The sequence below is a fragment of the Duganella sacchari genome (assembly GCF_900143065.1).
Classification (GTDB): domain Bacteria; phylum Pseudomonadota; class Gammaproteobacteria; order Burkholderiales; family Burkholderiaceae_D; genus Rugamonas; species Rugamonas sacchari.
This window is the reverse complement of the sequence record NZ_FRCX01000001.1, coordinates 66,194-80,572: the sequence shown is the minus strand read 5'-3', so window position 1 is coordinate 80,572 and position 14,379 is coordinate 66,194. Positions and strand designations below refer to the sequence as shown.

Annotated in this window: 13 protein-coding genes and 1 riboswitch; of the genes, 8 read left to right on the top strand and 5 right to left on the bottom strand. The window is 62.4% G+C overall.

Translation table 11 applies throughout. The annotated features are described in order from the left end of the window. Position 1: 1 nt before the first annotated feature. Together BUA36_RS00400 and BUA36_RS00395 are read right to left on the bottom strand one after the other, a co-directional pair. Positions 2-787, bottom strand: a complete 786-nt coding sequence (locus BUA36_RS00400; protein ID WP_072780467.1) for an ABC transporter permease — start codon at positions 785-787, stop codon at positions 2-4. 40 nt (positions 788-827) lie between these two features. Beyond that, positions 828-1,694, bottom strand: coding sequence for a LysR family transcriptional regulator (locus BUA36_RS00395; protein WP_072781515.1), 867 nt, complete (start codon positions 1,692-1,694; stop codon positions 828-830). 88 nt (positions 1,695-1,782) lie between these two features. On the opposite strand from BUA36_RS00395, the gene BUA36_RS00390 reads away from it, so the two are divergent. Beyond that, on the top strand, positions 1,783-3,165 hold the full coding sequence (locus tag BUA36_RS00390) for an MFS transporter (RefSeq protein ID WP_072781514.1): 1,383 nt from the start codon (positions 1,783-1,785) through the stop codon (positions 3,163-3,165). Here the strand turns inward: BUA36_RS00390 and ribB are convergent. Continuing rightward, a complete protein-coding gene (gene ribB / locus BUA36_RS00385; protein WP_072780466.1) occupies positions 3,162-3,821 on the bottom strand; it encodes a 3,4-dihydroxy-2-butanone-4-phosphate synthase in 660 nt (219 codons plus the stop codon). The genes BUA36_RS00390 and ribB overlap by 4 nt on opposite strands. 99 nt (positions 3,822-3,920) lie before the next feature. Continuing rightward, positions 3,921-4,037, bottom strand: a riboswitch (FMN riboswitch). A gap of 100 nt (positions 4,038-4,137) precedes the next feature. Here ribB and BUA36_RS00380 point away from each other — a divergent pair. Both BUA36_RS00380 and BUA36_RS00375 read left to right on the top strand, forming a co-directional pair. Then, a complete protein-coding gene (locus tag BUA36_RS00380; protein WP_072780464.1) occupies positions 4,138-6,963 on the top strand; it encodes a M16 family metallopeptidase in 2,826 nt (941 codons plus the stop codon). 9 nt (positions 6,964-6,972) lie between these two features. After that, on the top strand, positions 6,973-7,173 hold the full coding sequence (locus BUA36_RS00375) for a hypothetical protein (RefSeq protein WP_072780462.1): 201 nt from the start codon (positions 6,973-6,975) through the stop codon (positions 7,171-7,173). Between the two features lie 3 nt (positions 7,174-7,176). Here the strand turns inward: BUA36_RS00375 and BUA36_RS00370 are convergent, their stop codons facing one another. Further along, positions 7,177-7,575 (bottom strand): VOC family protein, encoded by a 399-nt coding sequence (locus BUA36_RS00370; protein WP_072780460.1) that lies wholly within the window; start codon positions 7,573-7,575, stop codon positions 7,177-7,179. A gap of 84 nt (positions 7,576-7,659) precedes the next feature. Between BUA36_RS00370 and BUA36_RS00365 the strand changes: the two genes are divergently transcribed. Genes BUA36_RS00365 through BUA36_RS00355 form a run of 3 tightly spaced genes read left to right on the top strand, consistent with a single transcriptional unit; the run spans position 7,660 to position 10,093 of the window. Further along, positions 7,660-9,087 carry a cytochrome P450 gene (locus BUA36_RS00365; protein ID WP_072781513.1) on the top strand — a complete coding sequence of 476 codons (1,428 nt, stop codon included), beginning with the start codon at positions 7,660-7,662 and terminating at the stop codon, positions 9,085-9,087. Positions 9,088-9,105: 18 nt separating this feature from the next. Further along, complete coding sequence (locus BUA36_RS00360) at positions 9,106-9,633, top strand: SRPBCC family protein (protein WP_072780458.1); 528 nt, start codon at positions 9,106-9,108, stop codon at positions 9,631-9,633. A 13-nt stretch (positions 9,634-9,646) separates the two neighbouring features. Continuing rightward, positions 9,647-10,093, top strand: a complete 447-nt coding sequence (locus BUA36_RS00355) for a hypothetical protein (protein ID WP_072780456.1) — start codon at positions 9,647-9,649, stop codon at positions 10,091-10,093. Here the strand turns inward: BUA36_RS00355 and BUA36_RS00350 are convergent. Further along, the gene (locus BUA36_RS00350; protein WP_072780455.1) at positions 10,090-11,112 is read right to left on the bottom strand and encodes a helix-turn-helix domain-containing protein; all 1,023 of its coding nucleotides are present in this window, start codon (positions 11,110-11,112) and stop codon (positions 10,090-10,092) included. The two genes, BUA36_RS00355 and BUA36_RS00350, sit on opposite strands and share 4 nt — an antisense overlap. 100 nt (positions 11,113-11,212) lie before the next feature. Here BUA36_RS00350 and BUA36_RS00345 point away from each other — a divergent pair, with 100 nt between their 5' ends. Both BUA36_RS00345 and BUA36_RS00340 read left to right on the top strand, forming a co-directional pair. Then, on the top strand, positions 11,213-12,802 hold the full coding sequence (locus BUA36_RS00345) for an FAD-binding oxidoreductase (protein WP_072780453.1): 1,590 nt from the start codon (positions 11,213-11,215) through the stop codon (positions 12,800-12,802). After that, a complete protein-coding gene (locus tag BUA36_RS00340) occupies positions 12,799-14,376 on the top strand; it encodes a glycerol-3-phosphate dehydrogenase/oxidase (protein WP_072780451.1) in 1,578 nt (525 codons plus the stop codon). The genes BUA36_RS00345 and BUA36_RS00340 overlap by 4 nt, the downstream gene beginning before the upstream one ends. Positions 14,377-14,379: the final 3 nt, after the last annotated feature.

Sequence of the window (14,379 nt, the reverse complement as noted above, 5' to 3'; positions counted from 1 at the left end):
ATCAGTAGTAGTTCCCCATGAGCGACGCGATTTCGATGAAGAGCATCACGGCAAACAGGCGCACCATGTCCGACAGGCCGTGCGTGACCTTGTTGCGGTAGCTGGCGCCAAAATAAAAGGAGGAGGCCATCGGAATCAGTCCGACGGCAAAGCTGAAGAACACGATTTTCAGCACCAGGATCAGTGTCACGGCCGGGTTGAACACCTGTCCCACCACGCGCGTGTAGCCAGCCATTGCCCACGGCGTAAAGCCATACAGCGACAGGTAGGCCAGTATCAGCGTGAGTACGCAGCTGACCGCCGCCAGCATCCACACGGCGAAGATGCCTGCCGCCACGCGCGGGAAGAACTCGGTGTGCAGCTCGGCCAGCGTCACCGTGCCGGCGCTGCGGCGCTGGGCGAATTCCAACCCTGCCGGCAGTGTGGTGCGCAAGGCAACGAAGGCTGCCGCCGTCAGCGGGACCAGTTCCAGCACCAGTACCCGCACCACCATCTCCAGCGCAAAGCGCGACAGGCCGTAGCTTTGCGAGGTCACCACCACAATCCGTATCAGCACCAGACTGACCAGCGCGGACAGCACGCCATACCAGGCCAGGTTGGGCGCCGTATCGGCAACCAGGTGACGGGCGAGCAGGGGACGCTTGTCGTGTCCATAGGTGGACGGCAGCAGGGCCAGCGTGAACATCACCACCGCAAAGTGCAGCAGCCGCCACCAGCTATGCAGCCAGTCGACTGTGCCTTGATGCAGCCGTTGCAGGACGGTAGGGATCGATGCTTGTGTGCTCATATTGGCATATTAGCACCGCAGGCGCCCAGACAGGCGTCCGCTACTTTTCCGGGAAGCTGGCGATGATGGCGTCCGCTGCTGCGCGTACGCGCGCGCTGCGGCTCAAATCGCTGTGCATCACCAGCCAGACGTCATAGTGATCGACGCGTTCCGGCCAGATGCGAACCAGCCGCTTGTCGCCGTCGGCCATGTGGCAGGGCAGTTCGGTGACGCCCATGCCCTGGCGCGCCGCTTCGATCAGCGCCAGGCCGCTGTTGACCTCCATGGCGACGCGTGCGTTGTGCACGGGCTCCAGGCATATTTTCTCGCGATGGCGGGGAGCCACTGTGGCCTGATAGATCACGATGTCGTGGCCGGCCAGCCCATTGCCCTGGACCGGCATGCCGCGCGCCTTCAGGTAGCCTGGCGTAGCGTACAGGCCCATGCTGCGCCTGACCAGGTGGCGCGAGATCAGGTCGGGACTGGTGGGTTTGAGGGTACGTACCGCAAGGTCGGCCTCGCGCCGCGTCAGGCTGGTGATATCGGTGCTGGTGCTCAGCACAATGCGGATATCGGGATGCTGCACGTGCAGCCGCTGCATGGCGTTGATGACAAAGTGGATGGCCATGGTGTCGGACGTGGTCACGCGCACACTGCCCGACAGGCGGTTGTCGATGCCCTGCATCTCGCGTTGGAACTGCAGGGCCGCCTGCTCCATCTTCTCGGCGGCGCTGAGCGCCAGTTCGCCGGCCGGCGTGGCCATATAGCCCGATGGCGTGCGTAAGAACAGCCGCGCGTTCAGCGAACTTTCCAGCGCGTTGAGGCGCCGGCCGACGGTGGCCTGGTCGATATCCAGCATGGCGGCGGCAGAGCGCAGCGTGCCTTTGCGGTAAATCGCGAGGAAGATGCGGGCGTTGTCCCAGTCCATGGCAGCCATTTCACATGATGCATTTTTGCATCGGAGTGCTGATGTTATGCGTATTTACTGCATCGCGCAAGCGGCCTACCATGCGCGCATGAACACGACAACCACAACGGCGGCGCCAGCCCGCCAGATTCCCCCGCTGCTGATGCTGATGACGCTTGCCATCGGCTTTGTGATGGCGATGATCGATGTCACCGCCGTCAATACGGCGTTGTCCGATATCTCGGCCAGCCTGTCGGTGCCGCTCACGGGCCTGGTGTGGGTGGTGGATGGCTACACGCTGACTTTTGCCGCGTTGCTGATGGCGGGCGGCGCGCTGGCCGACCGCTACGGCCCCAAAGCCGTGTATCAGGGCGGGTTGAGCGTGTTTATCCTTGGCTCGGTACTATGCGCGATCGCGCCGAGTGGCAACGCGCTGATCGCCGCGCGCCTGCTGCAAGGCGCCGGCGCCGCGCTGTTCATGCCCAGTTCCCTGAGCCTGCTGACGCATGCCTATGAAGACCAGGCCACGCGTGCCCGCATGCTGGGCACATGGTCGGCCATTGTTGGCTGCTCGTCGGCCGCCGGCCCGCTGGTGGGCGGCCTGCTGGTGCACGAATTTGGCTGGCGTAGCGTGTTTTGGGTGAACGTGCCTATCGGCCTGCTGGGCATCGCGCTGACGCAGGTGCTGGCGCCTGCCACGCCGCGCCACGAGCGTGATCTGTCGATGCTGAGCCACGCGCTGGGCGTGGCGATGCTGGCGGCGCTGAGCTTTGTGCTGATTGAAGGCGCGGTGCTGGGCTGGACGTCCGCTGCGGTGTTGTCAGCGGCGGCTGCAGCGATGGCCGTGGCGACGCTGCTAGTGCGGCGCGAACGCAATGGCGCCCATCCGCTGCTGCCCAAGGCGCTATTTGAAACGCCGGCATTCGCGGCGGCCAACGGCGTCGGCTTCATGATTAATTTTGCAGTGTTTGGCCAGCTGTTCCTGCTTAGCCTCTTTATCCAGCAGGGCGGGGCGGACGCGCTGCAAACGGGCCTGAAACTGATTCCCATGATGACAGCTTTCGCCATCGGCAATCTGACCTCGGGCCGCATTACCGCCCGCACAGGTACGCGGCCGCCGATGCTGTATGGCCTGATGGTTGGCCTGCTCATGGCGGTACTGATGCTGCTTGGCCTGCGTCCCGAAACGCCTTACTCGCTGCTGGTAGCGGCGGCGGTGGTGATGAACGTTGCGATCGGTATTGCGATCCCTGGCATGACTGCCACCGTGATGCTGGTGGCCGGCAAGGCGCACGCCAACAGCGCCGCCGCCGCACTCAACGCCAACCGGCAGATCGGCGCGCTGGTGGGCGTGGCGATGATGGGCACGGTGATGCACATGGCGCAGAACTGGTCGCTGCGCCTGCCGCTGGCGTTCACGCTGATCGCAGCGGCATACGCAGGCGCGCTATGCCTGGTCTACCGCTACGTCAAGCCGGGAAAACCGGTTTAAATACCGTGTCTGGTGCGCCATTCGATCATCTCGGCGATGGTCAGAATGGGCATCTGGTGCAGTTCGGCGAAACGTTCGATGTCGGCGCCGCGCATCATGGTGCCGTCCGGGTTCATCAACTCGCACAGCACGGCCGATGGATTCAGGCCCGCCATGGTGGACAGGTCGACCGAGCCTTCGGTATGGCCTTTGCGGGCCAGCACACCGCCTGGGGTGGCGCGCAGCGGGAAGACGTGGCCTGGATGTACCAGGTCGGATGGCCTGGCGTTTGCCGCCGTCGCCGCGCGGATGGTGGTGACGCGGTCGGCAGCGGAGACGCCGGTGGTCACGCCTTCGCGCGCTTCGATCGATACCGTGAACGGCGTGCCGTAACGGCTGCCGTTATTGGCCGCCATCATCGGCAGTTCCAGTTCGCGCACCTTGTCGGCGCTCAGGCACAGGCAAACGATGCCACTGCATTCGCGGATCATCATGGCCATGGTTTCCACGGTCATCTTTTCGGCGGAGACGATCAGGTCCGCTTCGTTCTCGCGGTCGAAATCATCGAGCAAAATGACAGGCACACCGGCGCGCATGGCTTCCAGCGCCGCGTGGATGCGGCCTTCCAGGTCATCGGATACGAGGGAGTAAGGGGATACTGCGGTTTGGTCCAGCATAGGTGAAACGCTCCTTGTAAAAATCAGGAACGCGACAGGGCAAGCGAATACGCGCAGCCAGCTACGCCGATCGCTCGGGCAGCAGGATACGTAATAAGCGCACATCTTCTTTCATCCGGACTTTAACCGTCGGCCCTGGAGTTACACCAGATCTGCGCCGAAGCGCTCGCGGGCTTTACCGCCGGTGGGGAATTGCACCCCGCCCCGAAGACGTCGTTGTTGTTACCCGCCGGGTGGCAGGCAAGCGAGGATTCTAGCCTAAATTAAGAATTTCGGTGTATGGTAGCTGTTCTCTAAAATTTTCAAGCACTGCGGAATGAAGCTGAATAACCTGCGTATCCTGTCCGGCGCTGCACTGGTGGCGTGTACTTTTCTGGCGCAAGCCGACGATCTCCCACCACTTAAGCTAAGTGACAAGATTCCAGTTGGACCGCAGGTCAAGGTTGGCAAACTTGCCAATGGCCTGACTTACTACATTCAAAAAAACAGCCGCCCGGAGAAGAAGCTGGAGCTGCGGCTGGTGGTGAAGGCCGGCTCCATCCTGGAAGACGAAGACCAGCAAGGCCTGGCGCACTTTACGGAGCACATGGCGTTCAACGGTTCGACGCACTTCAAGCGCAACGAGCTGGTATCGTATCTGCAGTCGATTGGCGTGAAGTTCGGTGCGGACCTCAACGCCTACACCAGCTTCGACGAGACGGTTTATATCCTGCCTATCCCGACGGACAATAAGGAAGTTGTGGAGAAGGGCTTCCAGGTGCTGGAAGACTGGGCGCATGGCCTGTCGTTCAACGATGCCGATATCGATAGCGAGCGTGGCATCGTGCTGGAAGAACTGCGCCTCGGTAAAGGTGTGGACGACCGCATGAACAAGATCGTGCTGCCCAAGGTGCTGAACGGCTCACGCTATGCGCAGCGTATGCCGATCGGTAAGGAGGACATCCTCAAGAGCTTCAAGTACGACGCGATCAAGCGCTTTTACCGCGACTGGTATCGTCCGGACCTGATGGCGGTGGTGGCTGTTGGCGACATTGATCCTGCCGAGGCGCAGCGTCTGATTGAACAGCATTTCGGCAAGCTGAAAAATCCCGCCACGCCGCGTCCACGCGAATATGCCAAAATCCCTGAGCGCCAGGATTCCGAAGGCATCGTCTTCACCGACAAGGAAGTCAGCGCCAACACCGTCTACATCCGTTATCCGATCCAGTCCTGGCCGGCCGGCGAGACGATTGCCGATTACCGCCAGAAGCTGATCGACAGCATGTACAGCTTCATCCTCAGCCAGCGCATGTACGAGTTGACGCAGCAAGCGAATCCGCCATTCCTGCAAGGCGGCAGCGGCATGAACAAGATCGTGCGCGGTTACCGCTCGTTTGGCGCGGGCGCGGTGCTGGGCAAGGGCGGTGCGACGCCGGCCATCAATGCGCTGGTGGAGGAAGATCAGCGCGCGCGCCAGTACGGCTTTACCGCTTCTGAAGTGGAGCGTGCCAAGAAAGGACTGCTGCGGAATTACGAGCGCATGTACAACGAGCGTGACAAGTCCGACTCGGGTGGCTACGCGGCGGAATACATCCGTAACTTCCTGGAGCAGGAGACGATTCCTGGCACCGCTGCGGAGTACCGTTACGCGACGGAGCTGATCCCCGGTATCACGGTGCAGGAGGTGAATGCTGCCGTGCGTGCCGCGATTCCGCTCAATCAGAGCAAACTGGTGATCTATTCCGGCGTCGACAAGCCGGGCGTGGTGCAGCCGAAAGCCGATGAACTGGTGGCGACTGCGAGCGCAGCGGAAAAGAATGCCGTCAAGCCGCTGGAAGAGAAGGTCTACGCCAGCCAGCTGATGCCGGCGCTGCCGAAAGCCGGCAGCATTGTCAGCGAAAAGGTCAACGCCAACATCGGCACCACGGAACTCACGCTGAGCAACGGCGTCAAGGTCGTGCTCAAGCCGACGGATTTCAATAACGACCAGGTGATTCTGGGCGGCTTGCGCTACGGCGGCTGGTCGCTGCTGCCGGACAGCGATGTCTTTGCCGCGCACTACGCCAGCAGCATCGTCGGCCAGATGGGCGTGCTGAATTACACGCCCAACGATCTGGTGAAAGTCCTGGCAGGGAAGAGCGTGAGCTCCAGTGCCAATGTCAGCTCGCTCAATGAATCGGTGGGCGGCAGCTCGGGCAGTTCGGATGTGGAGGCCATGCTGCAGCTGGTGTATCTGCAAATGACGCAGCCACGCAAGGACGCTGCAATCTACACCGCCTACGTGGATCGCCAGCGCGAACTGGCACAGAACAATCTGGCGCGGCCGGAGTCGGTGTTCTACGACACGGTGACGTCCACCCTGTATAACAACAACCCGCGTGTGCTGCGCGCCGCCAAGCCGGCCGACTTTGACCAGCTGGCGCTGGACCGCGTGCTGGATATCTATAACAGCCGCATGTCCAGCGCGCGCGGCTTCACCTTCTTCATTGTCGGCAGCTTCGATGTGGCGAAGATCAAGCCGCTGATCGCGACTTACCTGGCCAGTCTGCCGGTGGGCGAGATTCCTGTGGCGTTCAAGGACGAAGGCGTCCGTCCGATCAAGGGCGTGGTGAAGAAGGAGGTGCATGCCGGCTCTGAGCCGAAGAGCACGATCTCGCTGTCCTTCACCGGCGAAGTGGTTTACTCGCGCGCCGAACGCATGCGCCTGCAGGCGCTGGTGGAAGTCATGAATCTCAAGCTGATTGAAACGCTGCGCGAGAAGATGGGCGCCATGTACAGCGGCGGCATGAACGGCTCCATGAGCCGTATCCCGTACGGTAACTACACCATCAACGCCAGCCTGCCATGCGCGCCGGAGAACGTGGACAAGGTACTGGCCGCGACCTTTGCTGAAATCGACAAGATCAAGCAGGGCGGCGCGGAAGAGGCGGACCTGAACAAGGTCAAGGCCTCGTGGATCAAGAATTACCGCAAAGGCATGCGTGAAAACGGCTACTGGATGGCGTCCCTGCAAAATGCCTTCTTCAACAATAACAATCCAGAGGATATACTGGCCTATGAGTCACGCGTGAACGCGCTGACGGCTGCGGACTTGAAAGAGGCCGCGCAACGCTACTTCGATACCGACAACTATCTGCAAGTAGTGCTGTACCCCGAGAAGTAAGGAGCAATCATGGCAAAGAAAAAAGAAGAGCTGGACCCGGAAACCCTGGAACTGATTAACTGGTGTATTGAAGTGGAGGGCTTCCTGGTCAAGGGCGGCGCCACGCAGGAGCAGGCGCAGGAACATATTGAAGAGCAGGTGGAATGGTTCACCGACCAGTTCTACGAAGGCTTGACGCCTGAGGAAGCGGCCAAGGAAGCCCTGGCCTAAGTCTTAATCCGGCACGGCGTCGTGACAGGCGACGCCACATTTATTCCCCTCCGGGTCGCGGAAGTAGGCGCCATAGTAGTTGGCGTGATACTGCGGACGCAGACCCGGCGCACCTTCGCAAGTGCCGCCATGCTCACGCGCGGCTGCATAGACGCGATCCACGATCTCCCGTGAATTTGCCAGCAAGGCAACCATCTGGCCATTGCCGGCGACAGCCGGCTGGCCATTGTTGGGCGCGCCGATGACAAACAACGGCCGCCCGCCTTCCGCCGGTTGCCATGCCGCCCACGGCTTGCTGGCATCGGCGAAGCGCAGCTTGGCGCCCAATGCCTCCATCACCGCGCTGTAAAACGTCAGCGCCGGTTCAAAGTTGTTAATTCCCACATAAACGTGCGACAGCATTTGCTTCCTCCGGCGAGTGAGTATATCGTCAACATTTGGAGACCCAAGTGTACGCGGAGACGGACGGGAATGGGAAAAAACATCATGGAACTTACACGGGGCATGGCGCCGCAGCGCCAGATTACCGATCTGCCAGGGCCAAGGGCGCGGCCGCTGATGGGCAATATACGCGAGATTCGCGCCCAGCCTTTCCACCGTGTTCTGGAGGGCTGGGCACGCGAACATGGTCCGCTCTACCGCTTCCGCATCATGCGCAAGCAGATGCTGGCCACGGCCGACCGCGATCTGATCGCCTCGCTGCTGCGCGACCGGCCGGACGTGATGCGCCGTTCCAGCCGCACGGCGGAAATGCTCAATGAGGTGGGCACGCGTGGCCTGTTCACGGCCGAAGGCGAGGAATGGCGCCGCCAGCGCAAGCTGGTGATGCGCGCGCTGACGCCGGAAGTGATCCATAACTTTTTCCCGACCTTGTCGGCGATGACGGAACGCCTGCGGCTGCGCTGGGAGCGCGCCATTGCCGATGGCCGCCCCGTTGATTTGCTGCGCGACCTGAAGGCGTACACGCTGGATGTGACCATTGGCCTGGCCATGGGGCAGGACATCAACACGCTGGAACTGGAGGAGCATCCGCTGCAGCGCGATATCGAGTTCCTGTTCAAACTGGTGGCCAAGCGCCTGACCACGCCGTTTGCCTACTGGCGCGTGCCGATGCTCAAGCGCGAGCAGGATCATGAAGCGATTGCCGCCGCAGCGCGCATTCAACAGGCCATCTTCGGTTTCATCGCCGGCGCGCGCAAGCGGTTGGTGGAGAATCCGGCATTGCGCCAGAAACCCGCGAATATGCTGGAGGCCCTGATTGTGGCGCGCGACGAGCCGGATTCCGGCTTTACCGATGAGGGCGTGGTGGGCAACGCCATCACCATGGTGTTTGCGGGCGAAGACACAACGTCGAACACTGCCGCGTGGCTGCTGGAGTTCCTGGCCGATCACCCGCAGGCTGCGGCGCACATGGCGGCGGAATCGCAGCAGGTGCTGGGCGCGCGCACCGTGCTCGATGATTACCATTTGCTGGACAAGCTCAAATACATCGACGCCGCAACGCGCGAAGCCATGCGCCTCAAGCCGGTGGCGCCGTTTATGGCGGCGGAGCCGAATCAGGATGTGGTGCTGGGCGATCTGGCCGTGCCGGCGGGTACCGTGATTTTCCTGCTGCTGCGCCATGCATCGGAGCGCGAATGCGAGTTGTCCGAGCCCGAGCGCTTCATGCCGGAACGCTGGCTGGACGGCGCCATCGGGCAGGGCGACGATCCTGGCCGCAAGCTGTTTCCGTTTGGCGGCGGGCCGCGTTTCTGCCCGGGGCGTTACCTCGCCATGGCGGAAATCAAGATGGTGATGTCCATGTTGACGCGGAATTTTGCGCTGGCGCGCGTGCCCGGTGCGCCGTCGGCGCGCGAGTGCTTTACCTTCACCATGACGCCGGATGTGTTGCCGGTCCGGCTGGTGCATAATTAATCCAGAAAAGGGGAAACCATGTTCAAGAAGATTGTCATTGGCCTGTCGGTGCTGATCCTGATTGTGCTGGCCGTGGCTGCCCTGCAGCCGGGCACCTACAGCGTGACGCGCTCCATCGCCATCAAGGCGCCGCCGGAAAAAATCCAGCCGCTCATTAGCGACTTCCATCAGTGGCCGCAGTGGTCGCCGTGGGAGAAGCTGGACCCCGGGATGACACGCACCTTCAGTGGTGCGCCCAAGGATCTCGGCGCGGTCTATGCTTGGGAAGGGAATAAAAACGTGGGCAGCGGCCGCATGGAAATCGTTGGCCTGACGCCACCGGCCAAGGTTAACATCAAGCTGGACTTCTTCCAGCCGATGGCGTCAAGCGCCGTGACGGATTTTGTGCTGGAGCCAAAAGGCGATACCACTGTCGTCAGCTGGACCATGTCAGGCAAGACGGATTTTATGGCCAAGCTGATGACGATCTTCGTCAGCATGGACAGCATGATCGGTCCGGCGTTTGAAAGCGGCCTGTCGCAAATGAAGAAGGTGGCGGAAAAATAAACGGAGGTGTGCGATGCGGATGCGAGTTTGGATGTTGATGGCACTGGCGCTGCTGCCTGCGGTGGCATCGGCCGCTGCCGGCGCCAAGTCTGGTGCGCCATTGCGCGCGGATCATCCCGTCGTCGGCACCTGGCGCATCACGCTGCCCGATGGTTCCTGCACCGAGACCTATCGTATCCGCGCGGACGGCACCACGCTGGTGTTCAGCAATGAGGAGGTGGCCGAATCCACCTTCACCATCAGCGACCAGCCCGACAAAGAGGGCTTTTACAAAGAAACCGATACCATCTTCAAAGACAACGGCAAGCGCGATTGCAGTGGCGAGGTCACCAAACCAGGCAAGGCCGTTACCAGCTACTTGCAATTTCACCCCAACGGCAACCTGTTTGTAATGTGCGTCGAGCGTGACCTGGAGCGCTGCATCGGCCCGTTCGTCCGGGTGCGCGGCGATACCATTTAACTGCTGCGGTACGCGCCGGGATTGACGCCGGCCCACTCCTTGAAAGCGTGATTGAAAGCGCTTTGCTCCTGATATCCAAGCAGGAAGGCAATATCCACCAGGCTTAATTCCGGCCGCCGCAAATAATCCCGGGCCAGGGCGAAGCGCGCCTGGTCCAGCACCTGCTGGAAGCTGCTTCCCGCATCGCTGAGTTTGCGCTGCAGGGTACGCGGCGACAGTTTCAGCTCCTGCGCAATCGATGCCAGCCGCACCTGCCCATGCGAGAGATTGGCGACGATGGCGGCATGGACCTGCTGCGTAATCGAGGGCTGCAAGGTGGTGCGCTGTTGCAGCAGCTGCTCGGCGTGCTGCTGCAGCACCGGATAGAGACTGACGTCCGCGTTCGGCACAGGCCAGGACAGCATGGCGGAGGTGAAGCTGGCGGTATTGGTTTGCGCGCCGAAGACGGGCATCTCGCCCAGCACCCGCACGTATTCCTCGCGCAGTTCGGCCGGGCCGCCGTCATGCGTCAAGGTCAGTTGGTTGGCGGGCAGCTTCATCCCGGCCAGCCAGTTGCTGAAGACGCGTATGCCCGAAAACACGCTGTCGGCCAGATGGCGGTGAGCGCTGCCATAGTTGCTATGCCAGGTGTAGCGGGCCATCTCGTCGTCGATCGTCATGGAGGAACGGCCCAGATCATGGGCCAGCTGCTCGTAACGCATGGTCTGTTCGAAGACCTGGCCGAAATCGCGGCAGCTCAGAAGTATCAGGCCGTAGACAGTGTAGGTGCCCAGTTTGACGCACTGGCCCACATGCAGGCCGAAATGCGGATCGTTGGCCAGCCCGGCGCCGATATCCAGCAGGCGCACGTAGACATCGGCCGGCAGCGACTCCGGCAGCGGATCGAGGGCGCCAGGCGCCAGACCGGCCGCGTTTTCCAGCGCCTGCGCGTCGACGCCGCGCTGGGCGGCAGCCTCCAGCAGCGGTTGCAGATAAGAGCCAGCGACGCGCTTGGCATGATCGAACAAGGCGGATGTCATGAATGCGCAATACCGGCAGAAGGCATTGTTTTAACCTTATTTGGTGAATAATCGGTGCGCGTCAGTATAGCAAGCGCTCCGCCAGGGAGACAGAAAAACAATGAGACGCTGGAACGGTTGGGGTGATGATGCAGTTGAATTTGCGCTCAATGAGGAGGCCTTGGCCTTTCTCGTGCAGCGCGTGGGCGCTGGCAAGCCGGTGAAGGATGCGGCGTTTGAGCAGGCATGCGCGCAGGTGCGTGAATCGCGCCTGCCGCCGCATCGCCTGATTGATGCCGCACCGGAGGTCAGGCTGCGCAATGCGCTGGGCCAGAGCCTGCCGGACTGGCTGCGGCTACGCTATGGCGTGATCGGCACGACGCCGGATGGCGTGGCCTATCCGGAAAGCGCGCAGGACGTACGCGACCTGCTGGACTATGCGCAGCAGCATGGCGTGGCGCTGATACCGCAGGGCGGTGGCACCAGCGTGGCCGGCCATCTGACGGCGCCCGCTGAAATGCCGGCGCTGGCGGTGAACATGACGCGTATGCGGCAGCTGCTGTACCTGGATACGGAGTCGCAGCTGGCGACCTTTGGCGCCGGCGTGTTCGGGCCGGACCTGGAGGCGCAGCTGCGTGCGCGTGGCTATACGCTGGGACATTTTCCGCAATCGTTCGAGTATTCGACGCTGGGCGGCTGGGTTGCGACGCGTTCGTCGGGGCAGCAGTCCTTGCGCTATGGGCGGATCGAGCAGATGTTCCGTGGCGGCTCGATGGAGACGCCATCCGGCACGCTGCATCTGCCGACATTCCCCGCATCCGCAGCGGGGCCAGACTTGCGCGAGATGGTGCTGGGCTCCGAAGGCCGTATGGGTATCCTGACCGAGGCGACGGTGCGCGTGACGGCTGCGCCAGCATATGAGTCCTTCCATGCGGTGTTCTTCCCCAGCTGGTCGGCAGCCGAGACGGCGGTGCGTCAGATCGTGCAGGCGGGGTTGTCGCTCTCCATGCTGCGGCTGTCAAATGCGCTGGAGACGGTGACCATGCTGGCGCTGGCGGGCCACAAGAAGCTGATCTCGCTGCTCGAAGGGTATCTGTCGCTGCGCGGCTGCAAGGAAGGCAAGTGCATGCTGATGATCGGCGTCAGTGGCCGTAAATCCCTGGCGCGCGCGGCCCTGCGTGAGGCATTGTCGCTGACCACTCCGCACGGCGGTGTGCACATGGGGCGCTATATGGGCGACAAGTGGAAGCAGAACCGCTTCCGCAACGTCTACCTGCGCAACGCAGCATGGCAGCACGGCTTTGCCATCGATACCGTGGAGACGGCGGTCGACTGGCCACGCGTGGAAGTCATGATGCGCGCGATAGAAACGGCGGCGACGGCGGCGCTGGAACAGCACGGCGAACAGGTGCATACCTATACCCACCTGTCGCACCTGTATGCGCAGGGCGCCAGTGTGTACACGACCTTTGTGTACCGTCTGGCGGGCGATTATGAGTCGGATCTGGCGCGCTGGAAGTCGCTGAAGAAGGCCGTCAGCATGGCGATTGTGGAGAATGGCGGCACCATCAGCCACCAGCATGGCGTGGGTACGGACCACGCGCCGTATCTGGCGGCGGAGAAGGGGCGCCTGGGGATGTCGTCGCTGCGGGCGATGTTTGACCATCTGGACCCGCAGCAGATCATGAATCCAGGGAAGCTGTTGCCATGAGCAGGCAAAATGCGTTGGCGGGAGCGTGGGATGCCGTCGTCATCGGTGGCGGCATCACAGGCGCCGGCATACTGTTGGAGGCTTCGCGACGTGGCTTGAAGGTCCTGCTGGTCGAGCAGCGCGATTTCGCGTGGGGCACGTCCAGCCGTTCCTCCAAGCTGGTGCACGGCGGCCTACGGTATCTTAAAGAGGGGCAGTTTGGACTCACGCGTGAATCCGTGCACGAGCGCGAACACCTGCTGCAACAGGCCGCAGGCCTGGTCGAGCCGCAAAGCTTTGCGTTCGGCGACTATGCCGGGCGCAAGCCGGGCAAGCGCGCGTTCCTGGTCGGACTGGCGATCTACGACCGCATGGCAGGACAAAGCGGACGTCATTATTTTGACCGTGCCGAGTTTGCCGCGCTGGCGCCAAACGTGGCAACGGACGGTCTGCAAGGCGGCATGGTCTACACCGATGCCAAGACCGACGATGCGCGGCTGGTGCTGCGCGTGTTGCAGGAAGCGCGCCAGCACGGTGGTGTGGCGCTCAACTACATGGCGGTTGAATCCCTCGTGCGCAATGACGATGGCGAAGCAGCCGGCGTATGGCTGCGGGACGGCTTGAGTGGCGAACAGCACGAAGTGCGCGCACGGCTGGTTATCAGTGCGACAGGTGCTTGGGCAGATCGCTTGCGCCAGCCTCCCTTGGCCGGTGACGGCGGCGCGGGGCACAGGCTACGGCCTTTGCGCGGCAGCCATCTGGTGCTGCCGGCCTGGCGCCTGCCGCTGGCGCAGGCGATTAGCCTGATGCATCCGGCAGATGGCCGCCCGGTATTTGCCTATCCGTGGGAAGGCGTGACGTTGGTCGGCACCACCGACGTCGATCATAAACAGGATTTGTCGATAGAAGCGGCCATCACGCGCGAGGAGTGCGACTACCTCATGGCTGCGCTGCATGCCCAGTTCCCGCAACTGGAGCTGACCGACGAAGATATCATCGCCACCTATGCAGGCGTTCGGCCCGTGATCGACAGCGGCAAAGCCGATCCGTCCAAAGAGACACGCGACCATGCGCTGTGGCTGGAGAATGGCCTGTTGACCGTCACCGGCGGCAAGCTGACCACCTTCCGTGTCATCGCGCTGGATGTGCTCAAGCTGGCCGCCGCGCGCCTGCCCCAACTACAAGGCAAGCTGACGCCGCAGCCCGTGTTTGCGCCATCGCCACTGCTGCGCTACATGCCGGACCTGCCGCCAGGGCAGGCGCAGCGTCTGCAGGGACGCTACGGCGCCTCGGCACAGGCGCTGCTCGATGCCGCGCAGCCTGGCGAACTGGCATGCATCCCCGGCACGGAAACCATCTGGGCGCAGCTGCGCTGGGCCGCGCGCCGCGAAGACGTCTGCAAGCTGGAAGACCTGATGCTGCGCCGTAGCCGCATCGGCATCCAGTTGCGCGGCGGCGGCGTGGATATCCTGCCGCGCATCCGCACCATCTGCCAGCCGGAGCTTGGCTGGGGTGACCAGCGCTGGGAAAGCGAGCAAGCCGATTATCTGACGCTGTGGTCCAGGCATTACAATCTACCAAAACTAAAACCATAACGA